The 23,417-nt window shown below is 41.8% G+C and carries 20 protein-coding genes; 3 read left to right on the top strand and 17 right to left on the bottom strand.

Features of this window, described 5'->3' with window-relative positions; all coding sequences use genetic code 11:
* Positions 1 to 2: 2 nt before the first annotated feature.
* Positions 3 to 1,565 (bottom strand): ABC transporter substrate-binding protein, encoded by a 1,563-nt coding sequence (locus V5M37_RS13705; protein ID WP_423802419.1) that lies wholly within the window; start codon positions 1,563 to 1,565, stop codon positions 3 to 5.
* 71 nt (positions 1,566 to 1,636) lie between these two features.
* The gene (locus V5M37_RS13710; protein ID WP_423802420.1) at positions 1,637 to 1,849 is read right to left on the bottom strand and encodes an acetyl-CoA carboxylase biotin carboxyl carrier protein subunit; all 213 of its coding nucleotides are present in this window, start codon (positions 1,847 to 1,849) and stop codon (positions 1,637 to 1,639) included.
* A 260-nt stretch (positions 1,850 to 2,109) separates the two neighbouring features.
* Here V5M37_RS13710 and V5M37_RS13715 point away from each other — a divergent pair, with 260 nt between their 5' ends.
* Both V5M37_RS13715 and V5M37_RS13720 read left to right on the top strand, forming a co-directional pair.
* A complete protein-coding gene (locus tag V5M37_RS13715; protein ID WP_423802421.1) occupies positions 2,110 to 4,068 on the top strand; it encodes a helix-turn-helix domain-containing protein in 1,959 nt (652 codons plus the stop codon).
* Positions 4,069 to 4,160: 92 nt separating this feature from the next.
* Complete coding sequence (locus V5M37_RS13720) at positions 4,161 to 4,598, top strand: Rrf2 family transcriptional regulator (protein ID WP_423802422.1); 438 nt, start codon at positions 4,161 to 4,163, stop codon at positions 4,596 to 4,598.
* Between the two features lie 42 nt (positions 4,599 to 4,640).
* On the opposite strand, the gene V5M37_RS13725 is transcribed toward V5M37_RS13720, so the two are convergent.
* From V5M37_RS13725 to V5M37_RS13775, 11 genes are all read right to left on the bottom strand, one after another.
* Positions 4,641 to 5,996, bottom strand: coding sequence for an aspartate aminotransferase family protein (locus V5M37_RS13725; protein ID WP_423802423.1), 1,356 nt, complete (start codon positions 5,994 to 5,996; stop codon positions 4,641 to 4,643).
* Positions 5,997 to 6,030: 34 nt separating this feature from the next.
* Positions 6,031 to 7,497 carry a CoA-acylating methylmalonate-semialdehyde dehydrogenase gene (locus V5M37_RS13730; protein ID WP_423802424.1) on the bottom strand — a complete coding sequence of 489 codons (1,467 nt, stop codon included), beginning with the start codon at positions 7,495 to 7,497 and terminating at the stop codon, positions 6,031 to 6,033.
* A gap of 150 nt (positions 7,498 to 7,647) precedes the next feature.
* Positions 7,648 to 9,264 (bottom strand): PucR family transcriptional regulator, encoded by a 1,617-nt coding sequence (locus V5M37_RS13735; protein ID WP_423802425.1) that lies wholly within the window; start codon positions 9,262 to 9,264, stop codon positions 7,648 to 7,650.
* 76 nt (positions 9,265 to 9,340) lie between these two features.
* Positions 9,341 to 9,559, bottom strand: coding sequence for a hypothetical protein (locus V5M37_RS13740; protein ID WP_378581763.1), 219 nt, complete (start codon positions 9,557 to 9,559; stop codon positions 9,341 to 9,343).
* Positions 9,560 to 9,571: 12 nt separating this feature from the next.
* Positions 9,572 to 11,047, bottom strand: coding sequence for an NCS1 family transporter (locus tag V5M37_RS13745; RefSeq protein ID WP_423802426.1), 1,476 nt, complete (start codon positions 11,045 to 11,047; stop codon positions 9,572 to 9,574).
* A 135-nt stretch (positions 11,048 to 11,182) separates the two neighbouring features.
* Positions 11,183 to 12,601 carry a dihydropyrimidinase gene (gene hydA, locus V5M37_RS13750; protein WP_423802427.1) on the bottom strand — a complete coding sequence of 473 codons (1,419 nt, stop codon included), beginning with the start codon at positions 12,599 to 12,601 and terminating at the stop codon, positions 11,183 to 11,185.
* A 22-nt stretch (positions 12,602 to 12,623) separates the two neighbouring features.
* Complete coding sequence (gene preA, locus V5M37_RS13755; protein WP_423802428.1) at positions 12,624 to 13,910, bottom strand: NAD-dependent dihydropyrimidine dehydrogenase subunit PreA; 1,287 nt, start codon at positions 13,908 to 13,910, stop codon at positions 12,624 to 12,626.
* Between the two features lie 44 nt (positions 13,911 to 13,954).
* A complete protein-coding gene (locus tag V5M37_RS13760) occupies positions 13,955 to 15,322 on the bottom strand; it encodes an NAD(P)-dependent oxidoreductase (RefSeq protein ID WP_423802429.1) in 1,368 nt (455 codons plus the stop codon).
* A 490-nt stretch (positions 15,323 to 15,812) separates the two neighbouring features.
* A complete protein-coding gene (locus V5M37_RS13765; protein WP_423802430.1) occupies positions 15,813 to 16,634 on the bottom strand; it encodes a uroporphyrinogen-III synthase in 822 nt (273 codons plus the stop codon).
* 51 nt (positions 16,635 to 16,685) lie between these two features.
* Positions 16,686 to 17,453, bottom strand: coding sequence for a cobalamin-binding protein (locus V5M37_RS13770; RefSeq protein ID WP_423802431.1), 768 nt, complete (start codon positions 17,451 to 17,453; stop codon positions 16,686 to 16,688).
* A 97-nt stretch (positions 17,454 to 17,550) separates the two neighbouring features.
* Entirely contained in the window at positions 17,551 to 19,131 is a 1,581-nt protein-coding gene (locus V5M37_RS13775) for a DHA2 family efflux MFS transporter permease subunit (protein ID WP_423802432.1), read from the bottom strand.
* Positions 19,132 to 19,318: 187 nt separating this feature from the next.
* Here V5M37_RS13775 and V5M37_RS13780 point away from each other — a divergent pair, with 187 nt between their 5' ends.
* Entirely contained in the window at positions 19,319 to 20,218 is a 900-nt protein-coding gene (locus V5M37_RS13780) for a TetR/AcrR family transcriptional regulator (protein ID WP_423802433.1), read from the top strand.
* Positions 20,219 to 20,275: 57 nt separating this feature from the next.
* Here V5M37_RS13780 and V5M37_RS13785 read toward each other — a convergent pair whose 3' ends face one another.
* From V5M37_RS13785 to V5M37_RS13800, 4 genes are all read right to left on the bottom strand, one after another.
* On the bottom strand, positions 20,276 to 20,761 hold the full coding sequence (locus V5M37_RS13785) for a PaaI family thioesterase (RefSeq protein WP_423802434.1): 486 nt from the start codon (positions 20,759 to 20,761) through the stop codon (positions 20,276 to 20,278).
* Between the two features lie 12 nt (positions 20,762 to 20,773).
* The gene (locus V5M37_RS13790) at positions 20,774 to 21,925 is read right to left on the bottom strand and encodes a lactate 2-monooxygenase (protein WP_423802435.1); all 1,152 of its coding nucleotides are present in this window, start codon (positions 21,923 to 21,925) and stop codon (positions 20,774 to 20,776) included.
* A 211-nt stretch (positions 21,926 to 22,136) separates the two neighbouring features.
* Complete coding sequence (locus tag V5M37_RS13795) at positions 22,137 to 22,826, bottom strand: LrgB family protein (protein ID WP_423802436.1); 690 nt, start codon at positions 22,824 to 22,826, stop codon at positions 22,137 to 22,139.
* Positions 22,810 to 23,187 carry a CidA/LrgA family protein gene (locus tag V5M37_RS13800; RefSeq protein ID WP_423802437.1) on the bottom strand — a complete coding sequence of 126 codons (378 nt, stop codon included), beginning with the start codon at positions 23,185 to 23,187 and terminating at the stop codon, positions 22,810 to 22,812. The genes V5M37_RS13795 and V5M37_RS13800 overlap by 17 nt, the downstream gene beginning before the upstream one ends.
* Between the last annotated feature and the right edge of the window lie 230 nt (positions 23,188 to 23,417).

Raw genomic sequence — 23,417 nt, forward strand, 5'->3', positions numbered from 1 at the left:
TTCTATTGATCTAACCATAAGGTTGAAAATTTCGGTTTTCCAAGTAATGTTCCTTCAAAGCCTTTCACTTTCGTTGACATAGCAGCAGTTGAAGGCTGGAACAAAATCGGAACTTGCATAGCTTCATCTAAAATAGAAATCTTGTTAATTTCCGCATATAATTTAGCTCGTTCTTTTTGATCATAGGAGGAAGCGGCTTTCATTATTAATTCTTCCTTTTCCGGTGAGGATTCAGCGCCGACATTATAAAAACCTTTTTGGCTTAGGAATAAATTGACGGTTTGCTGCGGGTCTGGTCTTCCGGTCCAGGCAGTTAGATTAGCAGCAATTTGCTTTTCGTTAAAATAAAGCGCTACTCCTTTTGTTAATTCCATTGGCTGGATATTAATATTAAATCCTGCATCCTTTACCTGACCTTTTATTGCTTCGCCCAACCTTGTATAGAAGGTGTTGGTAGGTACAAACATATCAAAAGTGACGCTATCAAGACCGGCTTGTTTTAATAATTCCTTTGCTTTTTTAGGGTCATATGCAATTTTTGCATCAGGAGATGCTGCCCAATAGTCTTTTGGAAAGGTTTGATAGGCCGCCTCTCCCTCGCCGAATGTTAACGCTTTTACCAATGATTCGCGATCGATGGCATATTCCAATGCTTGTCTGACTTCCTTCTTGTCAAATGGAGCCATTTTTGTATTTAGGTAAATATTATAGAAAGCCACCTTCATTTTCGTATCTAACACGATATTCTTGTCATTCTTTAATACCTGGCTGTTATCAGGCGAAACATTCCAATAGAATTGAATCTGACCTGATTTCAGAGCATTTAAACGCGTATTTTCATCTGGCATGATTTTTGCTGTAATTTTGTCCAAGTATGGAAGCCCTTTTTGCCAATAATCTTTATTTGCTTCAAAGTCAATTTCCCCATTGCGGACCCATTTGACCATTTTATATGGCCCTGTACCGACCGGGTTTTGTGCATAATCTGCACCAAACTTTTGAACGGCGGCAGGCGAAACCATCATTCCTGATCGATCTGATAAGGCAAGAATGATAGAAGAGTCCGGCTGTTTTAGATGCAATTTAACCGTATTTTCGTCAACCACCTCTACAGATTCAACATTGGAAAGGTCGGAAACCTTTGAATCCTTGGAAGTGACACGTTCAATGTTAAATTTCACTGCATCCGCATTAAATTTGGTGCCGTCGTGGAATAAGACATTTTCTTGGAGGTGAAGAACAATCGTTTTATCGTCCGGTGTATCCCAGGATTTTGCAAGTCCTGGCTTCGGCTCTAAATTTGCGTTATAGTTAACCAGTGTGTCATATACAGGATAAAGAAGTGCGTGGTCATTACCGGAATTGCCAAGAATCGGGTCATAGTTGCTAATATCGGAGTCATAAGCGACAACAATACTTCCACCTTTTTTTGGTTCGGTTTTTGTTGTCCCCTCCGACGTATTGCCTGAAGTTTTATTAGTCGTTGAATTATTTTTTGAGCAACCAGCAACAAGCAGCAGGATGGCTAACAATATGGCACCAAATAGTTTACTAGATTTCTTCATATGAAACCTCCTTAATAAGTGGGGTTTGACTGGCAAGTAAGCGCAAATATTCGCGTAAGGTATGAATGGTGCTATTCGAACTTAATTAGGATATCCCCTTCGTTTACAAAATCGCCTTCATTCACCGTAACTTCAATAACTGTCCCCTGCGCTTCAGCTGTAATCGGTATTTCCATTTTCATTGATTCCAATATGACAACATCTTCACCAGGTGAAATCGTATCCCCTTCTTTTACTAGGACTTTAAAAATGTTGCCTGCCATATACGAAGTGATAGAACTCATCTTTTTCGCCACCTCCTTTTAAATAACCGCTTAAAGAAAGCGATTTCAAAAATTGTCGATTTATGTCTGAATATTCAGTATTTACTTAAAGTATATATAATTGATAGAATTGACACAATGTAGGTCCATTTACATTTTGGGTAATATAAATAGAGTTTTTTACATTGAGGTGTTGTAAAGTGGTTGACCATTCTCTTCTAAGGTCATTTCTTAAGAGAAAATTATCTATATCTTCCTATCAAATTTGGATTTATTCTCCCGTGGAGCATAAATGGGCGCTGATCGACAGCTATGATTCTGATATTGAAAACATTAATTTCTCTGTACAGGAATTATCGCCCTTAAAACTGGTTCATCAAACCATCATCACGCTAGATTACCCACAGAGCTACAAGGTATATCTTTTATCCTCCGACGAAAATATCTCCAAAGAAAAAGAAAATATTGATATTTTTTATCATCTTTTATACCCCATATATACACAGTACGCATTGAAATCGAAAAATATAGAAATGGAAAAATTGATTGAAGGGGTTCAAAACATCACCTCTTCCCTAGACTTAGATGTGCTTCTGACAAAAATCCTTGATAATGTAGCCAGCATCATCCCAGGAGCCGACACAGCGGCCTTTTGGCTTTATAATCCGGTCATTGACCGGCTGGTATGCAGGGCTTATAGAGGCTGGAAAAAGGAAATTGAACAAGTAAAATACAGGGTCGGAGAATCAGTGACAGGGAAAACATTTTTAGATGGCAAACCGCGCATCTATAACTCCTTTCGCGAGGCAAATGAGGCCATGAAAGGGACATCCAAGGAAAATGATGAGCTCTTGAAAAAAGCTTTTCATGGTGGGAAAGTGAACGCAACCATAACGGTTCCCGTTAGTTTTCACAATGAAATTATTGGCGTTTTAGGAATACACCGGGTTAACCTTGAACATGAAATTACTGACTGGGATCTTAAACTTTTAAAAGGGCTGACAGCTCAAATTGCCATTGCCATCGAGAATGCCCGCCTATTTACGGAAATAAACAGGAAAAATCAGGTCCTCATTAAACAGAATGAAGTGCATGCCACACTGACACAGTTATCCATCCAAAACAAAGGTATTGATGTGATTGTTAAAGAGTTGACCGGAATGCTGGGAATGTCTTTAATTTTTGTCGATCTATTAAAGAACGAATATTTCCCCGGCAGAGCTATTTTAACCTTCAGTATGGAGGAATTAGCACAGATTATCGGCGCAAAAAACTATCCTATATATGTGGATCTTTATGACCATGATGAGAAATCTTTTTTTATCTATCCAATTTTTACTGACAACACCTGTACCGGCTGCCTAATTGTTTCTGCCCAGCGCTCTATAACTCAGCTCGAACACATGATTATAGAACGTGGCGGATCCGTATTGGCACTAGAATTGGCAAAGCGGCAATCCCTTACAGAATTCTACTTTAAAAAAACAAGTGATTTTTATCAAAATCTATTAAGAAAAGAGGCGCCGCGTCTTCTCTATAAACAAGGGCTTGATATTGGAATTGATTTAAATAATTATCTTTGCACAACGATCATCGAACTAACCAATTTTATTGACCATCATGTTTTGCAAACAAGTATTCACCGATTAGTTTCAAGGATCAAATCCAAGCTCTCCGGGATAGATAAGATCGTTTTCGGAAATAGCAACAAAGTAATGCTTCTATTAACGTTTAAAACTATTGATGCTTTTCCGAGAGTCCTGAATAATATTAAAGAAATATTAAAAGAGTGGGAACAAAATGAAGGTGTGGCACTAAGGGCAGGAGTTGGCGGAGTATATACGGGTGTAGAATCTGTCTATAAAACCCATAATGAAGCAGCAAGGGCCATTGCCTATTTAAGCTCCAGACACCGTTCCGGATTAATGGAATTTTCGGATATCGGCATTAACCGCCTCTTTTTAAATCAATCCAAAGAGGAAATCGAAAGGTTTTTAGAAGAAATCTTTGGGCCTCTAAATTCCAATAAACTGAGAAATAATGAATTGGAAAAAACATTAATCACTTATGTTCAAACGAATCAATCGGCGGTGAAAACGGCCGAGCTCCTTCATGTTCACATTAATACTTTGTATCAACGGCTGAAAAAAATTGAGGATCTGTTAAATGTTTCTCTTGAGGAACCGGAAAACAGATTGAAAATTCAGCTTGCCTGTCATTTAAAGGAGTCATTTTTTTAAATGGCCGATAGATTGTTTCCCAATGCAATCATTATCAATGTGTTATACTGAATGATAGATGATTGGAATGAAGAAAAAGGAAGGCGAAGGGTATGTCCATCAGTAGTCGTTTTTCTGTAGGAATTCATATATTATCCTTGTTGGAAGTTAATAAAGATGAAATCAACACTTCTGAATTTATTGCTAGAAGCGTTAACACAAATCCTGTTGTGATTCGAAAAATCATGGGGATGCTGAAGAACGCCGGTTTGGTCCATGTCAGGCCCGGTATCGCCGGCGCAGGATTGGCTAAGGGGTTATCGGAAATAACATTATTGGATGTTTATAAGGCAGTTAATGTTGTATCAGATAATGAGTTATTTAGCATCCATGAGGAGCCAAATCCGGCCTGCATGGTCGGGAGAAATATTCAAGATACAATCGGGCCCCTTTTCTCCACAGCGCAATTGGCCATGGAAAAAGTTCTGGCTAATGTGACGATTGAGGATGTTGTAAAAGGAATTTTGGAGAAGGAAAAGCAATCTCAATAAAAAAGAGCACTTTGTGAACATTCACGAGTGCTCTTTTTTCACCTATTTAATCTTATCAAGTGCCTCTCCCAGCGTTTTTACTAAAAAGTTCAAATCCTTTTGTTCAATACTTAATGGCGGGGCAAGGGTAAGAACATTGTTATATCCGGCTACTGTTGCTCCGTTTTTACCAATGATAATGCCTTTTTCCTTGCAGCCGGCGATTACCTGGTTAACAAGGCTGACGTCAAGGGGCTCTTTTGTGCCCTTATCCTTTACTAACTCGATACCAATTAATAGGCCCTTACCACGGACGTTGCCGACGTACGGGTGGTCTTTGAGCAGGTCATTTAAATCATTTAACATTTGTTCTCCTAAATTCCGGGACCTGTCAAAAAGCTTTTCTTTTTCCATAATTTCGAGGTTTTTCAACGCTAACGCGCAGGCTGCCGGATTTCCTCCAAATGTGTTGACATGACGGAAATAGTCGTATTCCTCGGTTCCTTTAAACGCTTCATATATATCCTTGCGTACAGCGGTTGCTGATAGCGGCAGATACGCACTTGTTATCCCTTTTGCCATTGTTATTATGTCAGGTTTGACCCCATAGTTCATAAAACCAAACGGCTTGCCGGTACGTCCAAATCCGCAAATGACCTCATCGACAATGAGAAGCGCCCCATGTTTTTTGCAAACCTCCTGGGCGGCTTTCATGTATCCATCCGGCGGGACAAGAATGCCGCCTCCCGTAATGATTGGCTCCATGATCATCGCAGCAATCGTTTCACTTAACTCCCAAGTCATCGTTTTATCAATCTCTTGAACGGAGGATAATTTCATTGGATCGGACACATTCGTATCATCGCGGTAAGAATCCGGCGGAGATACATGGATAAAGCCTGATGCAAGCGGTTCATACTTATATTTCCTTTGCGCCTGGCCCGTGGCAGCAAGCGCCCCAAAGGAATTTCCATGGTAACCACGGTACCTGGCGACAATCTTATAGCGATTGTGATCGCCCTTTTGCTGGTGGTATTGGCGCACGATTTTAAAAGCAGTTTCATTTGCTTCAGAACCGCTGTTTGAGAAGAATATTACATAATCATCACCAAGCATTTCGTTTAACTTCTCTGCCAGCTTTATTGCCGGAACATGGCTTTGTGTAAGGGGAAAATAGGCCATTTCCTTTAATTGCTCATAAGCGGCATCAGCCAATTCCGTTCGTCCGTAGCCAATATTTACACACCAGAGGCCGGACATCGCATCCAAATAACGCTTCCCATCTACATCTGTAATCCAAGAACCTTCCGCCTTCTCAACAACAATCGTCGCATCCGGACTGTATGGACGCATCGCATGCCAAACATATTTATCATCATTCTTCACCAACGATTCCTGCGAACGGTCCGTTTGAACCATCACACTTCCCTCCAATTCTAACAGTTATTTATACTTATGCGTCAAATCGTGATGTGATCATTTTCTTCCTGGTGTAGAAATTGAGTCCGTCTTTGCCGTTAACGTGAAGATCGCCATAGAAGGAATCCTTCCAGCCTGAAAACGGGAAAAAGGCCATTGTGGCTGGGACCCCTACATTGATTCCGAGCATTCCCGCCTCTGCCTCTTCGCGGAACTTCCGGATCGCTTTAGCGTTATTTGTATAAATGGTGGCTCCATTTCCATAACGGGACCTGCGAATAAAATCCAAGCCTTCATCCAAATTCTGGGCACGCAGCAAGCTCAATACCGGTGCAAAAATTTCATCCTTCGCAATGGTCATCTCTGGAGTAACATGGTCAAAGATGGTTGGTCCTAGGAAGTTGCCCTTTGGAAGGTCACTCATTTCCTTTCTGCCATCCCTAATTAACTCCGCTCCCTCTTCTATGCCTTTTTCAATATAGCCAAGGGCCTTATCACGGTGTTCCTTGCGAATGACCGGGGTTAATAACACTTCCTCATCCATGCCGCTGCCGATATTTAACTTGTCAGCTTCCCTCTTTAATGCTGCGACAAACGGTTCGTTATCTCCCACGACAACGACTGCACTGCAGGCCATACAGCGCTGTCCAGCGCTGCCAAAGGTTGCACTCATTACATGTTGAACAGCCTTTTCTATATCCGCATCCGGCATGACAATATGATGGTTTTTCGCACCGGATAAGGCTTGAACCCGTTTGCCTTCCCTAGCAGCCCGCTCATAAACGTACTTTGCCACTGGCTGTGAACCGACAAACGAAATGGCGGCTACGTCCTTATGCTCAATCAAACCGTTTACGACATCATGCGCTCCATGCACGACATTCAAAACACCCTTCGGTGCCCCCGCCTCCGCAAACAACTCTGCTAATCTATTTGCTAGAATTGGCGTCCGTTCAGAAGGCTTTAACACAAAGGTATTACCGCAGGCGATGGCGAGCGGAAACATCCATAACGGCACCATCATTGGAAAGTTAAAAGGCGTGATTCCCCCGACAACACCCAACGGATAGCGGAACATTTCCGAATCAATGTCTTCAGCGATACCAGACAACGTCTCACCCATCATTAATGTCGGTGCTCCGCATGCAAACTCGACACACTCGATTCCGCGCTGCACCTCCCCGTAAGCTTCCTTGTAAGCCTTGCCATTTTCCTGAACAATTAAGCGGGCTAATTCTTCATGGTTTTCTGTTAATAGATGGTGATACTTATAGAAAACACGGGCTCTTTTCGGGACCGGGACATTCTTCCATGTCATAAATGCTTCCTTTGCGGCAGCCACTGCCAGATTAACATCTTCCTTGGATGAAACAGGCACCTTGATTAAAAGTTCATTTGTGGCAGGATTCGGTACATCCAGCGTCTGTCCGCTTGCCGAAATCACCCATTTCCCATTAATAAAATTCTTTAAAACCGCAGTATCATTTTTTGTCACGCTCATCCTTTATCCTCCTTCTTTTATATATAGCTTATAAACTATTATCTCTTATCCTTAAAAAGCATTCATTAGACAATTCGTAAAACGACAAAGAGCAATTCATCGACAGTGTGACATCTTTAAATGTCTATAAAGACTCGGATCATGTTATCCCTAGCGTACCTGATTAATTTTATTGGGCTGTGATGCTGCTAGATAATCATGAACGAGCAGCATAAATTCAATTGCCACCCTCTTCTCACGCTCCATAAAATCCTCGCCAAGAAGGTTTTCCAACTTTTGCAGACGGTGATAAAGGGTCTGCCTGACAATATAAAGCTTATTGGCGGTTTCCTGTTTCGAACCGTTACATTCTAAATAAGCCTTCAAGGTTTCCAACAGCTTGGCATTATATTTTTGATCGTATTGAATAACTGGCTCAAGATACTCCGAGGCCAATTCCTGTAAATCTGTCTGCTTGCTCAGCTGCGAAATTAGTCTGTATAAATGCAAATCTTCATAAAAATGATAGATTTGCCGCTGTGACATATTTTTTTGAATTCGCAGTGTTTCCTTGGCAGTTTGATAACTTTTATGTACCTCGCATAATGAATCCGAAAACTTTCCAGCAGCGGCAGTAAACCGCGCTGATGTTTGTTTACGGAAAAATTCGGAATTTCGGATAGAGTCAATCGAATTTTTAACCCGATCCTTCAAATTCCTCTTGGCACGGTTATTGATGAGAATAAAGATAAGCTCATTCCTTTTTTCAACGATAAAAACAGTAAAGCCGTTTTGTTCAAAAACCGAGCGAAATAATAGCTTTAGATAGGTTACGTCATGACTAGATTTTTCTTTTACCGGGAAAAGCTTCGAAATGACCACTACCGCTTCATTTGTTTTTACTGTCAACCCATTTTCAACGAGGTATTCCTGAATATCTTCGAGTGAATGCTCACCTTCAAGCCAGCCGTGCAGCCATTCGAATTCTTCTGCCCTCTTCTTTTCCTCCACATATAAATCCCTTAATAAATGCTGGGCTAATGCTGTTGCGGTTCGGTCCAGAATCAATAAATCGTATTCACTGATTGAAATATCTGCAGAATAGATCGCTAATTCCGCATATTCTTGCCCGAATAAGAATACAGGTACAGAAGCGATGCGGTCGCTTCCTTGTTCATTGGTACTTAGCAACTGCTCGAGAATATTGGCTTGTTCTGGAGAGGAGATATTCGGAACAAATTCATATTCTTGATTTTTTAAGCGAAAAATAATTTGAACATCCAATGCTGAAAAAATAAATTGCAAAATGTCCTCATATGTTTCGATGGTTAGAAGCCGTTTATTTAGTCTTTGCGAATAATTTTCTAAATCGGAAATTTTTTGGTACTGCTGGCTGATAATCACAGAATGAATGTCCTGGGTGATTTCAACAAACGGGACCTCCTCTTGAAAAATAATGATCGGGAATTGGTGTTGATTGGCAATTGCAATGACTTCTTCGGGAATTTCTGAAATATAAGTTTCCATTTCAATACACAATCCTGCTGCCTGGTTTTGAATAAACTCTTTCACCATGGAAATAAACAGACTGGGCTGATCCTTCCAAGCAACACCCGTTGATAAAATCAGTTCTTGACCTTTTAAGAGATTCCGAATACTTGTTACTTCGACTACATGTACCCATTTGACAAACCGGGTCAGCCCCTCCTGTCCGGCAATGACACGTGTATTGTCAAAGTGCTTTCTAGTTAAAATATCTAACACTTTAAGCTGGAATTGTTCTTTCATCCCGCAGTTCTCCCCTAAAAATGTCAGCTGAATTTCGGAAAAGGACTGGCTTGAAGTCAATCCTTTTCCGAAACCATTATTTGCCCATTGAGTTCTGTTTGATTAAAAGGCTGGAAAAATATTTTCGCGCATTTGCATTGCTTATCAACAAAGCTTCTGTAACGTTTCCGTTTGGATGTACAAATTCAACAGTAGCCCCATCCAAATGCTCATTTACAGAATGTATTCGATATCCCTTTTGGATGAAAAAGTCTATTTTGTCCCTTTCCGCAAGAAATTGTTGATGCTCAGACATGTCCCGCCTCCTCTAATATAAATCGAGATTTTCCGGAAGTTCTTCAGCAGCCGGTTCATAGATGCGTTCCTCTTCAATAACCCAGTCCCGCCCTACTGAAATTCCTAAATATTTTTCATCACTCGGCTCTTCAATTTCGGCTTGACGGAATAGTTTAAACCACCAATATTTAGCCAGTACATAATAAACGGCTGCACCTACAAGAAAGCCAACGAGAAAGCCATATTCCGGGACAAAGTAAGAAGCTGCTGCCCCAATAATCCAAGCAATAAATCCGGCAGCGTTTACTCCGCCTAGGTATTTAAATTGCCCATGATCTTCATATAGTTCAGGAACATTGACCCTTCTTTTTCGAATCAGATAGTAATCGGCAAACAAAATACCAACGATGGCAGAAAGGATTCCCCCTACAAATAAAAGAATCGGGATAATAACACCAAACAGTTCCCACGGCTGAACGACCGTTCCGACGATGCCAGCTGTAATGACACCGGCCCAAAATGGAAACTTAGGACCGCCTACGTTTGAAAAAATGGTCGCAGCAGGAACAACATTGGCTGCTGTATTGGTTGACCATTGAGCCAACACAATCATTAATAGTAAAATGGCAAGAATGAAGCCGCCGGCAGCCTTCTGCAGAGCCACCACAGGATCATAATTTAGTACCGCAATATATGAAACTGCACCAATAATAATCATAAAAGTCTGTGTTAATGGCATCGCCACAAGGTTACCAATCAACGAGCCTTTATTCCGCTTAAACCAGTTCTTTTCGTTGGCAGGTGCCTTAATAAACCGAGATATCGTTGGAATATCAGCACTTAATGTTGCCCAAAAGCCCATGTTGGAAAAAATAACGACCAAAAACGCCGTAAAAGCAGCACCGCCAGTAACAGGTGATTCCACCCAGCTCCAAACGTCCCTCCCGGCTGCAGCAGCCTGGTCTGATAACGACACGTACATCCAGAGCGAGATTATAAGAATAATCGGAGCGGCCAAATCCGCAAATCTCTCAATCGATTTAATCCCCAAAGCAGTGTTGACCAACTGAACAACCGCAAAAATCAGGAAGCAAATAAACCAGTTATCAAACCCAAATAAAATATTTAAAATACCGTTCATTGCCGTTGCCCCAAAATAGGTGTTAATCCCAAACCACATGGACGCCGTTACACCCCGGGTAATCGAAGGAATATGCGTTCCGATCGTTCCGAACGGTGCCCTCATATAGACCGGAAAAGATAACCCATGTTCAATCCCAATGTCCGCGATCAAAGATATAAAGAAACCAATGGCAAGGCTTCCGATAATTGTTGCAAGAATAACCCAAGGCAGCGATAGGGACATGACCCCCGCTCCGCCAATGGCGAAGGTGGCAAGAACGACGACCATCCCCACCCACATAAAGGAGTAGCCTAAATTGGTGATTTTCCGGTCCTTTTGCTGGATGGGCAATAAATCGGGTGATTTTAAATGGCTTTTTTTCATATGAACACTCCAATTCGGTTAAATTTTTATAAAAAAATTTAATGAAAACAACCGACATGAATAATTCATTAATGGGGCAATCACTCGAGCACGCCCGAGCAATTGCAGGAGTGGTTCAAGAGTAAAATAGGTTTGCTAGATTGATAGTGTTTCATTCTGATTTACCGGTGAAGTTGAACTATATTTCTCCCTTTTTAAGTATTGACCAGAGCCTGGCTTGCCGACGAACTGCTTGTCGCGAACCACGTATTCGCCGCGAACTAGAACAGAAACTGGCTCTCCGGTGACTTTCATTCCTTCGAAGGCATTGTAGTCCACGGCCATATGATGGGTTTCCGCTGAAAGTACCCGCTCGATGTTCGGGTCAAAAATGACAAGGTCGGCATCAGCACCAATGGAAATCGTTCCCTTTTTCGGGAAAAGGCCAAAAAGCTTGGCAATCCGTGTCGAGGTAATGTCAACAAACTGATTCAGACTGATTCTTCCCTTTTTCACCCCCTCCGAGAATAAAATGGTAAGACGGTCTTCTATCATCGGTCCGCCATTTGGAATCTTCGTAAAATCGTCACGTCCCAGGTCCTTTTGGCCTTTGAAATCAAATGAACATTGGTCGGAGCCCAATGTTTGCAGCTGGCCGCTTTTTAACGCATTCCAAAGGACATCCTGATTCCATTTTTCACGGAGCGGCGGCGACCATACGTATTTCGCACCTTCAAAATTCGGTTTTTCCAAATAGCTTTGATCAAGAACTAGATATTGCGGGCAGGTCTCCCCCCACACCTCATATCCTTTTGCTCTTGCTTCGGCTATTTTTTCAACCGCATCTGCACAGGAAACATGAACGACGTATAATTGAGAATTGGCCAGACCGGTAAATCGGGCAGCGCGGCCAGTCGCTTCACCCTCTAACTCCGGCGGTCTTGTTAAGGCATGATAAATCGGATCCGTGTTCCCTTCCGCGAGGGCTTTTTTCGTTAAGTAATCAATAACATCCCCGTTCTCGGCATGGACCATGACCAGCGCGCCTAGGTCCTTTGCCGTCACTAGCGTCTTAAATAAGGTCTCATCATCCGCTTGGAAGACGTTTTTATACGCCATAAACACTTTAAAGGAGGTGATTCCTTCCTCATTTATAACTTGAGGCAATTCATTAAGTACTTGATCATTGATTTCGCTAATCATGAGATGGAAGCTATAATCAATGACCGCTTTATCCTTGGATTTGTTATGCCAGGTTTGAATCGCATTTTTTAACGGTTCACCTTTATTGGTCAGACAAAAATCGATGATCGAGGTTGTGCCACCAAAGGCAGCGGCAATCGTGCCCGATTCAAAATCATCCCTCGTTACAGTACCGCCAAATGGCATGTCTAGATGGGTGTGTGGATCAATTCCTCCGGGGAAGACGAGGCAGCCTTTTGCGTCAATCACTTCTGCTCCAACAGCCGAAATATTGGCGCCAATTTGTGTGATTTTGCCGTCTTCAATTAATATTTCTCCTTTAAACGTATCTGCTGCTGTAACAATCGTTCCGTTTTTAACGATTTTTTTCATAGGTTTAGCCCCTCCTAATCTATCATTTCGTTGTATCCACTTTGCAAGTTATGGCTGTGTTAATAGCAGCCTGACGTTCGTTCCAAGACATGGGCGGCATTTCATTTGGGACTTCAATCATATCAATTGCCCCATCTACGGGACAGACAATTGCGCATAAGTTGCAGCCGACACAATCCTCTTCCCGCACCTTCAGATAGCTTTTTCCTGATGCATCAGAAAGCATTTCAATACATTGGTGCGATGTATCCTCACAGGCTATATAACATTTGTTACAATTAATGCAAACATCCGTATTGATTTTCGCTACGATATTGTAGTTCAGATCAAGATTTCCCCAATCCGAGTATTTTGGCACTGATTTGCCGATAATGTCGGAAACAGCAGCGATTCCCTTGCCGTCCAGGTAATGATTCAGCCCCTCAATCATATCCTCGACAATCCGGAAGCCGTGATGCATAGCTGCGGTACAGATTTGGACTCCGGTTGCCCCCATCAGCATAAATTCAACCGCATCCCGCCAGTTGGAGATGCCGCCGATTCCGGAAATCGGTACATTGATATGTGGATGTCTGGCGCACTCTGCCACCATATTTAAGGCAATTGGCTTTACGGCAGGACCGCAATAACCGCCATGGGCACCCTTCCCGGCGACATGCGGGATCGTATTCCATGTATCAAGGTCCACGCCCATAAGGCTGTTTATCGTGTTAATCATACTAATAGCATCGGCACCGCCGTTACAAGCCGCTTCCGCAGTTGCTGTAATATCGGTAATATTCGGAGTTAGCTTGACGATAACAGGTGTTTTCGCCACTTCTTTTACCCAAAAGGTTTGTTTTTCTACAAGGGCCGGCACCTGTCCTGAGGCTGAACCCATGCCCCGCTCTGCCATGCCGTGCGGACATCCGAAGTTTAGCTCAAGTCCATCGACCCCGACAGCCTCCACACGTTTAACAATTTCATGCCATTTTTCCTGCTTCGGCTCGACCATCAGAGAGGCGATGATGGCATGGTTTGGGAACTTCTTTTTCGTTTCATAGATTTCCTTTAAATTTACATCGAGCGGACGGTCAGTAATCAATTCAATATTGTTAAAGCCTGCGACCCGCTGGCCGTTAAAGCTGATGGCAGCAAAGCGGGAGCTTGTATTCAGAATGGGATCCCCGAGCGTTTTCCAGACGGCTCCTCCCCACCCCGCCTCAAAGGCCCTTTGAACCTGATAGCCTGAATTTGTCGGTGGTGCAGACGCCAGCCAAAATGGATTTGGCGAATTGATCCCTGCGAGGTTAATCCGTAAATCAGCCATCAAATTTCCCCCTTTAAAGTTTTCATGAGATTAATAGACTAGAGTCAAGTAGTTCCCACCGTTGTAAATTGTTTGTGAATGGCATAGGCCACTTCTTTTCCTTGCTGGGCAGCCGTCACAACCATGGCTTCCCCTTGTCCTTTGCCAAAAATCACATCGCCGCAGGCAAATATGTCTGGATTTGATGTCTGCAATGTAACCGGGTCAACTTTAACCACCCCTCCGTCGTGCTCCAATCCAAACTGCTCAATTAAAGAGAGATGTCTTGTTTGTCCGATAGCTTTCACCACAACATCAACCGGAATCACATGTTCTGACCCAACAACCGCTAAAGGACGGCGCCGTCCATCCGCCTCAGGTTCACCGAGCTTCATCTTTAAACACTCAATTCCTGTCACCTTGCCGTTCTCGTTTCCAATAATCCTTTGCGGTGCAGTCAGCCAGCGAAACTCGACACCATCCTGCTTGGCAAACTCATATTCAAAATCATAGGCTGTCATTTCATCTACGGTTCTTCGATAGAGGATCTTCACGTTTTCAGCCCCTAGCCGAATGGAACAAGTCGCACCATCTATGGCTGTATTCCCAGCACCAATTACAACCACACGCTTACCCACAAATTCATGAGACAGTTCCCCACTCTTGGTTGCTTTGACAAACTCAATGGCATCATAAACCCCATCCAGCTCCTCGCCTGAAATGCCGAGCCCTGGCACATGTCCCATTCCAGCTGCAAGGACAATCCGGTCAAACCCTTCCATTAATTCTTCAGTCGTAATGTCCCTTCCTACCATCGTATTGGTTCGGATCGTAACGTTTAATTTTTTCACCTGCTCGACTTCCCAAAAAGAAATACGCTGCGGCAACCGAAACGAGACAATACCATAGGTATTTAAACCGCCAGCCTTGTTGGCAGCTTCAAAAACAGTCACTTTGTAGCCCAGCCGTGCAAGCTCACGTGCTGCCGATAATCCAGCCGGTCCAGCCCCGATGATCGCTATTTTCTTTCCGTTTGATTTACCTTTTTCAAATAGAGTTTGGTTATTGTGGATGGCCCAATCTGTCGCATAACGCTGCAGATTGCCAATCATGATTGGTTTAGTGGAGTGATTCAGTACACAAGCTCCTTCGCAGAGTTCCTCTGTCGGGCATACTCTTGCGCAGCTTGCACCTACCGGGTTAGCCGACATAATCGTCTTTGCAGATCCAAGCAAGTTTCCTGAGGCAATTTTTTTAATAAAGGCAGGAATATTGATGCCCGTTGGACAGGCTTTGATACATGGGGCATCATAACAGTAGAGGCAGCGATTAGCTTCATCTATCGCTTCTTGATTCGTAAGTCCCGGCTCAACCTCTTGAAAGTTTTTTTCAAGATTCGTTAAGGAAATTCGTTTTGTTTTTTCGATTGCCAAATAAAAGCCCTCCCTTTTTGTTCATTAAACAACATTAATGAAAGCGCTTTAATATATAATTTTTTTAACCCCCTTTTTCAATATATATTTTACAAAAACTCTGCATACTCCATTTATTTTACAGTTTGTAAATCGGCATTACACCTTACATCCTGTTAAATAGTTCTCCCTATAAATTAATCACTATGTAAAAAGAATCCTATCAAATACACAAATATTATTAGCTGTACTTTTTTCTGAATACCTTTTCAATTTAGCACAATTCACCTGAAAAAAATGTAAAAAAATGGCGTATTGTCAATTATCCTTACAAACTTTTTTATCGACAATTTTTACAAAATAAATGAAAACTCGCCGATTGGCGAGTCCGTTAGGACGATGACAGAGGCGTAGTTGAATTTATGCGTTAAGACAAGTAAAAAATTTGGTAAAATTTTATACTTGTCTTATTAGCCGAAAAAAGTGCTCCAAAAGGAACACTTTTATACTGTTAAGCGTTGAAATACTTAGCAAGTTCGATAATCATTGCGCCCATTCTTTCATTTTCGGGAACGACGAGACGGTTTACACCTTCTTCTCTTAAGGCTTCAGCGGTAACTTTTCCCACTGCTGCCGCTACTACGTTTTTATTCAAGGAATTTACTAAAAGATCAAAAATATTATGCTCCCGTGCATAATTAAAAAGCGAGTGAACCTGTGTTGCCGTGGTAAAACATACAGCATCACATTCAGTAGTCATTAATTCTTGAGACAATTTTTCAACTATCCCCTGCTCAGGCGCTATGTGCTGATAAGGGAGGATTTTTTGGACCGACCCACCACGGCTTTCAAAAAACGACGTTAATGTCGGTGCCAATTCTCCGTGCAGCTGTATCATAATTTTTTTATTGGAGAAATCATAGGACTCAAGTGCTAGAGCTAATCCCTTTGTAGTACCATCCTCTGCTGTGGCAACCGGTTGTACTGCTAATTTTTTTAGCGCCGAAATCGTTTTATAGCCTCTTACCGCCACCTTAGCCTCACGCAGTCTTTTTAAGAAAAGCTCCTCCAAACCGAGCTTTGCCGCTAAGCTAACGAGTGTTTCAGTTCCAATTCCGGTCGTAAGGATTACCCAATCAGCCCCATTTTCAGCAAATTTCACTAAGTCAGGCTCCACTTCTTTTTCAGCTAAAAAAACTGTCCCTTGGAGGGGCCGGACGATTGGAATTCCTCCTTGTTTCTCAATAATCGTACTAATCTCTTCGATTTTTCTTGATCCGCAAATAATAATCTTCTTCCCTCTCAACCCTTTTTCGTTCATATTTATACCCATTCCTTTCACTTCGCTCAAGGCACAAAACGTAATTTCAGACTAAACACCTTCTTATGTATGTATCAGCTTGTATAATTTTTCCAATCCTTCTAATAGTCTTGGTGATGGACGGCAGTATAGTTCCTCCTCAAGGATGAGAATCCGATCATCTGTCAAATAGTTTAATCGTTCAAAACCTGGCCGCTTCTTGACTACATTTTTTTGAACCTTCTCCCTCCTAACCCCTACCCAAGCGAGACAAATAAAATCAGGTTTCCGGTTTAGAACATCCTCCCAATCGGTTTGGACGCTCGCCAATTCCACATCCCCGAAGACGTTTTTGGCACCTGCTGCCTCCGATATTTCAGTTAGCCAATTAATTTTTCCAGGTGTAAAAATCGGCTTTGGCCACCATTCCCAATATAATGTCGGACGGTTCGTTACCTTGGCGGCTAAGGATTTAATGCCTTCCAGCCTATTACGGAATTCCTTAGCTGCAGTTGTCCCCCGTTCTGGCATCCCAAGAATTTCAGCGGTTAGAATTAGGTCCTGCTCAATATCGTTTAATGATTGCGGGTTTAAAACAATATGAGGAATCCCGCGCTCCTTTAGGGCCGCTACATTTTTCTCCATACCAGGCACACTAAGTGAAGCCAGAACCATATCCGGCTGCAACTTTTCAACTAAGTCCATATTTATTGATAAATCAGGACCTAATTTAGGCAGATCTGAAACGGCTGCCGGCCAGTCAGAAAAATCGTCAACCCCCACTAACAAATTTGTTAAGCCTAGGTACTCTATCAGTTCGGTATTACTCGGACATAATGAAATTACTCGCAAAGCATCCTTCTCCCCTTCGAAACAAGTCTTTTTTTCATTATATATAAAAACCAGGCATCCGAAAGGAATACCTGGTAAAAAGTTTATTTGGTGCAGATTAATTTCCCGCTAATTTTGTTGTTGCTTTAGCACCCATTGGCTTTGTTTCACCTGAATCTTCTGCCTGTTTTGCTCGTTTAATAAAGATGGAGAGAACGAGTGCAACCGCAGAGATAGCAGTCGCAAAGATGAAGGAGTAATTAATTCCATCTAACATGGCTTTCATCATAATTTCTTGTTTCATTTGCGCGATAACTTCCGGTGTTGGAGACTGGGTAGCGTTTTTCATGGCTGCCTGCGCAGCAGCCCCAAGTTCCTCTGCCTTTGCAGTAGTCCTGTTGGTCATAACCGTTACTAACAAGGCAGTCCCAATCGCACCAGCCACCTGGTTTAAGGTATTGTTCATTGCTGTTCCATGTGGATATAAGCGGGCTGGTAATTGGTTTAAGCCATTCGTTGATACCGGCATCATGACCATCGACATGCCAAACATCCGGATGGAATATAGAATAATCAAGTGGGTATAGGAAGTATGCAGCTCAAGCTTAGTAAACATAAAAGTTGTTACTGTCAATATAGTTAAACCGGTAAGCGCCAAGATACGGCCGCCAAACTTATCAAACAATTTTCCTGTGATCGGCGACATGATGGACATCAAAATCGCTCCAGGAAGCAGCATCAATCCCGCATCCATAGGCGAAATGCCGCGAATGGTCTGGACATAAATCGGTAGTAAAATCATTCCTGAAAACAATGCCATATTGACAACCATGGCGATGGCAGAAGATAAAGCAAACATTGGGTATTTATATACACGGAAATTCAGTAAAGGATTTTCTTGTCTTAATTGTCGTACAATAAACACGATCAAGCAGACGACCCCAATAATAATTGAACCATAGACAATCGGGTCATCCCAGCCGCCTTGGCCCCATGTACTGCCGCCTGTATCCCCTGAAGTATTTCGCTTTCCAGCGGAACTAAATCCATAAAGGATTCCGCCAAAGCCAAGACTAGATAACGCAAGTGAAATTAAATCAATACGCATATTCACTTTTTCTTTTTTATCCTTCAGTAAGAAAAAGCCGATTAATACTACAACGATGGCTATTGGTGTAATAAAGTGGAAGAGCATTCTCCAATCATAATGTTCAATAATCCAGCCTGAAAGGGTAGGCCCAATGGCTGGTGCAGACATTAAGATGAGGCCGAACACGCCCATTGCCGTTCCCCTTTTTTCAACAGGGAAGCTTACTAACATAACATTCATCAAGAGCGGCATTAAAATGGCAGAACCCGAAGCCTGCAGCATCCGTCCGCCTAATAATATAGGAAAAACGTGAGCAGTACCTGCGAGAATTGTCCCAGCTAAAAATAATAGCATGGCCGACAAGAACAATCGTCGAACTGAATATTTTTGAATTAAATAAGCGGTGGATGGAATTAAAATTCCGTTTACGAGCATAAAGCCAGTGGTCAGCCACTGCACAGTTGATGCTTCGACATCCAAGTCCTTCATAATTGAAGGCAAAGCAATATTTAATAATGTATTATTTAAAAACGCTATAAAAGCTCCGACCATTAACACCGCTATAATGCCATATGGCGGCTGGCCGGACTTATTTATGGTTTGATCCATTCTATTTCCCCCTATAAACTAGTTGTTCATTTTTTTATACCCCTGTTACATACTTACATAATAATATACGCGCTGTTCAATTTTTGCAATAAAAAAATCTGCGTGTTTAATTGGTTTGTAAACTAGCAAAAATTCAGGTACTATGATTTTATACCCTCGGTACAAAAAAAAATCAAGGTGATAAATGATGAATGATCGAAAAAAGCATGTTGTCAAAATGGCCCATCAGCTATTTATTGATAAAGGGTTTCAGTCAACATCGATTCAGGATATATTAGATTACAGCGGCATTTCCAAAGGGACCTTTTATAATTACTTTTCCTCCAAAAATGAATTATTAATTGCTATTTTTAAAACTGTTTTTTCTGAATTAGCGACTTTACGAAATGAACTATTAATTGGCCAAGACCGTTCAGATATTGAAATCTTTATTAAGCAGATTGAGCTTCAATTAAAGACGAATCGAAAAAATAAGTTAATCACCCTTTTTGAAGAGGTGTTGGTTTCTAATGATGCCGACCTAAAGCAATTTATTGAACGGGGAAAAGTAAAGAACATACATTGGGTTTACCTGCGTTTAATTGATCTTTTTGGCGAAAAAAAGAAAGACTATTTATTAGATTGTGCCATTATGTTTATGGGAATGCTTAGAGAGAACTTAAAGTTTTCGCTATTGACCCATGATTCAAATGCCAATCTCAACCATGTAGTACGCTATACAGTTAACCGGTTAGTAAATATGGTGAATGAAGTGGCGGTAAAGGATGAGCAATTAATTAGTCCGCTGACTTTGGATTCCTGGTTCCCTGATTGTAAAAAAAATCAGCATGATTTTCAAAAGAGGATTCATCATGCCATTTTTACCCTCAAAAACAAATTGGGACAAAATGAGCAATCTGCCTCTATTAGCCTATTGGATTTTATTGAAGAAGAGCTGCTCGATACAAAAAAGCCTCGTAAATTCCTAATTGAAAGCGCCCTTTTTTCTTTAAATGCACAAATAGAGGCCATATTGAAGGAAGACCTCAAGAAAATGGAAAGTATTGTTGAAGCTTTTTTTAACAGTCTCGATAAAACTGATAAATAAATAGAAAAAAGCAGTCCTTTTACCCGGTTTTGGTAAAGGTACTGCTTTTTTTATTTATTACCCCTTTTGCACAAATGTGCTAGGCATGACAACTGCAACAACTTCACCTTTTGCACAGAGAGTTTCATCTGCAAAAACTTCGGTTGTCACCTTAAATTTCTTAGGGTGAATCTCCTCCACTATGCCCACCGCTTTTAATGGTATGCCATGTGGAGTTGGCTTCATAAAATTGACATTTAAGGATGCCGTGACAAAACGAGGCGGTTCAGCCCCTTCCCCCGGTTCATGGCCATTTTTCCGGTGCAGGACAAGAGCTGCTGAACCCGTACCATGACAATCAATTAAGGAAGCAACAAGCCCTCCATAAACAAAACCCGGCAGCGCTAGATGTTCAGGTTTTGGGGTATAGGTGGTAACGGTTTTTTCCCCGTCCCAGCCGGTCCGAAAGTGATGACCTGCTTCATTTAAGCGGCCGCAGCCATAACACCAGGCAAAATCATCCGGATATTCATCCTGAATTGCGTTTATCACTAATTCCTCCATTTTGCTTACCCCCTAAACACTTTTTAACAAATCTCTATTTAATTCAGTAACAGAGCGTTTACCGGATAAAGCAAGTGTTAAGTCAAAATCGGCGATTAGGTTTCTTAAAACTTGTTTAACCCCATCTTGACCCGCCAGAGCCAAACCGTACATATATGGACGTCCGACCAAAACTGCCTTCGCCCCTAACGCAAGTGCTTTAATAATATCAGAGCCTCTTCGAATTCCGCTGTCCATTAGTACTGGAATTTCACCGTTTACAGCGTCGACGATATCTGGTAATGCATCGATTGCGGCTATGGCACCGTCGACCTGTCTGCCGCCGTGATTGCTGACGATGATTCCATCTACACCATGTTCTAATGCAAGCCTTGCGTCTTCAGGGTGTAAAATTCCTTTTAGTAGTATTGGTAGGGAGGTTTGAGCTTTAATGAATTCAAGGTCCTCCCAAGTTAAAGTCGGATTGCCGAAAACCCTCGCCCACAGCATAATAGCCGCTTGCAAATCTTCTTGTGGAGATTTGTCTAGTCTCGAACAGAAAACGGGGTCTTCCAAATAATTGCCGATCCCCTGCGCTTCCAGGAATGGCAAATAAGCATTCTCAATATCCTTTTCGCGCCATGCCATCATCGGTGTGTCTAAGGTGATGACGATTGCATCGTAGCCAGCTGCTTCCGCCCTTTTCACCATACTGGCTGCAATTTCCCTATCTTTACTCCAATATAATTGATACCAGCGGGGAGCTTGTCCCATCTCACCAGCTATTTTTTCCAAACTGTATGTAGAGGCTGTACTTGCAATGAACGGAACATCCATGGCCGCCGCTGCCCTTGCTGTTGCGAGTTCACCTTCAGGGTGGACAATGGACTGAACCCCAACTGGTGCCAACAAAACTGGGTAAGCCAATTTTTTGCCGAATAGCTCGATGCTTAAATCTCTAGAAGATGTGTCGCAAAGCATTCTAGGGACAATTTGCCATTTTTCAAATGCCTTGTTATTTTGCTTCGCCGTGATTTCGGCACCCGCTGAAGCAGCTACATAATAATAGGGCTTATTTTCTAGTTTTTCCTTAGCCTTTGCCTCTAGCTCTTCGTAAGATACTGGAATGATATTTTTCTCGTACTGCTGATATACCTTGAATTGGACGTGATTACCGAAACTCATTTTTACTTCCTCCCCTATGATTATTTTCTTAAATACTTTTTTTAAAATAATGTTTATCGAAAACGTTTACAATGTCATGATATCATTGGAAAAATAGCTTGGTCAACGAGTTGACGAAATATTATAAAAACATTTTTTGTTTTTATTGGAAATAGAAAAAGAAGGAAGTTGAGTATCTTCCTTCTTTTAATTTACAAAATGTCAATCTTGTTCAGTAAATATAAAGGATTAAAGGAGCGAATACAGACATAATGATGGCAGCGGTAATCATAGCAATGCTTCCCATTGCACCTTCGAGTTCTCCCCACTCAAATGCCCTCTTGGCCCCAATTGCCTGCGCAGAAGTTCCCAATGCCAAGCCTTTTGCAATTCCACTTTTGATACGCGCGTACTTTAACATAGAAGGCCCAATAGTAAGGGATAAAATACCGGAAAACAGAACGAACATCAAGGTTAGTGAAGAGCTTGCTCCAACCGATTGTGAAATAGAAAGTGCAATGGGTGCAGTAACTGATTTTGGAATGAGGGTAATCATTATTTCCCTATTTACGTGGAGCAATTTGGTCAAAAACACAACCGTCGCCACACCCGTTATTGTACCTGACAGGACCGCCAATAGAATGACCAATAAATATCTTTTTATTAGCTTGATATGTTTGTATAAAGGAACAGCTAATGAAACAGTGGCTGTTCCCAAAAGGAGAGAGAATACCTCTGAGCCTGATGTATAATCATCCATTTTTAAGTGGAACAACGAAATCATCGAAATGATGAAAACTGTAACGGTGTATAAAGGGTTTAACCACGGCTTTTGATATCTCTTAAAAACTTTCAATCCGATTAGGTAGCTGATTACCGTGACAGCGGTACATAAAAGGATGCTTTCAATCATTTTTTCCATTTTGCCTCCCCCTCTTTGTTTTGATTTCGAAAAACTCTGCCATTCCCGCCGTAACAAGCAATACTGCGATGCTGCTGGCTGCGAGTATGGCAGTCAGTTTAAATCCTTCGATCCAAAAGATACCAGTATAGTGCCACACCCCGACAGCAAAAGGAATAAAAAGGAGTGTAATATGTTTGATATGGAGCTGTGCGATACCTTCCACCCATTTGAGTTTACAGACCTTTAAGGTCAAACCGAGGAATAAAAGGGCCATTCCGACTATGCTCCCAGGAACAGGAAGATCAAGCCAGCGCACCAATCCATTTCCAATCAGATAAATTAAAAGGACTGTGATGAATTGAACAAAATAATTAACCATCGGTTCCCACCCTCCTGTCAGCTCATTTTTATCGTTTAACGAGCAGGAATCTTTTTAATAATGCTAGTATGGCATATAGTGAAGGAACATTCTGCAAATTTGTAAGGTTTTCTAACACTGAAATGTAAATCAGCGCTGATGTTTGTGAGATATCCTAACTTTTTCTATAAAATAAAGTTGACTAAATTTTCAGGGGAATTATATGATGAAATTTAGGGAAGCTAAATATT

The sequence above is a fragment of the Neobacillus sp. SAB-20_R2A genome, assembly GCF_049568635.1.
Taxonomy (GTDB): domain Bacteria; phylum Bacillota; class Bacilli; order Bacillales; family Cytobacillaceae; genus Neobacillus; species Neobacillus citreus.

Excerpts from the sequence above, each read along its gene's own strand:
- V5M37_RS13705 (WP_423802419.1), bottom strand. The coding sequence starts at position 1,565 with ATGAAGAAATCTAGTAAACTATTTGGTGCCATATTGTTAGCCATCCTG.
- V5M37_RS13710 (WP_423802420.1), bottom strand. The coding sequence starts at position 1,849 with ATGAGTTCTATCACTTCGTATATGGCAGGCAACATTTTTAAAGTCCTA.
- V5M37_RS13720 (WP_423802422.1), top strand. The coding sequence starts at position 4,161 with ATGTCCATCAGTAGTCGTTTTTCTGTAGGAATTCATATATTATCCTTG.
- V5M37_RS13725 (WP_423802423.1), bottom strand. The coding sequence starts at position 5,996 with ATGGTTCAAACGGACCGTTCGCAGGAATCGTTGGTGAAGAATGATGAT.
- V5M37_RS13730 (WP_423802424.1), bottom strand. The coding sequence starts at position 7,497 with ATGAGCGTGACAAAAAATGATACTGCGGTTTTAAAGAATTTTATTAAT.
- V5M37_RS13735 (WP_423802425.1), bottom strand. The coding sequence starts at position 9,264 with ATGAAAGAACAATTCCAGCTTAAAGTGTTAGATATTTTAACTAGAAAG.
- V5M37_RS13740 (WP_378581763.1), bottom strand. The coding sequence starts at position 9,559 with ATGTCTGAGCATCAACAATTTCTTGCGGAAAGGGACAAAATAGACTTT.
- V5M37_RS13745 (WP_423802426.1), bottom strand. The coding sequence starts at position 11,047 with ATGAAAAAAAGCCATTTAAAATCACCCGATTTATTGCCCATCCAGCAA.
- hydA (WP_423802427.1), bottom strand. The coding sequence starts at position 12,601 with ATGAAAAAAATCGTTAAAAACGGAACGATTGTTACAGCAGCAGATACG.
- preA (WP_423802428.1), bottom strand. The coding sequence starts at position 13,910 with ATGGCTGATTTACGGATTAACCTCGCAGGGATCAATTCGCCAAATCCA.
- V5M37_RS13765 (WP_423802430.1), bottom strand. The coding sequence starts at position 16,634 with ATGGGTATAAATATGAACGAAAAAGGGTTGAGAGGGAAGAAGATTATT.
- V5M37_RS13775 (WP_423802432.1), bottom strand. The coding sequence starts at position 19,131 with ATGGATCAAACCATAAATAAGTCCGGCCAGCCGCCATATGGCATTATA.
- V5M37_RS13780 (WP_423802433.1), top strand. The coding sequence starts at position 19,319 with ATGAATGATCGAAAAAAGCATGTTGTCAAAATGGCCCATCAGCTATTT.
- V5M37_RS13785 (WP_423802434.1), bottom strand. The coding sequence starts at position 20,761 with ATGGAGGAATTAGTGATAAACGCAATTCAGGATGAATATCCGGATGAT.
- V5M37_RS13790 (WP_423802435.1), bottom strand. The coding sequence starts at position 21,925 with ATGAGTTTCGGTAATCACGTCCAATTCAAGGTATATCAGCAGTACGAG.
- V5M37_RS13795 (WP_423802436.1), bottom strand. The coding sequence starts at position 22,826 with ATGGAAAAAATGATTGAAAGCATCCTTTTATGTACCGCTGTCACGGTA.
- V5M37_RS13800 (WP_423802437.1), bottom strand. The coding sequence starts at position 23,187 with ATGGTTAATTATTTTGTTCAATTCATCACAGTCCTTTTAATTTATCTG.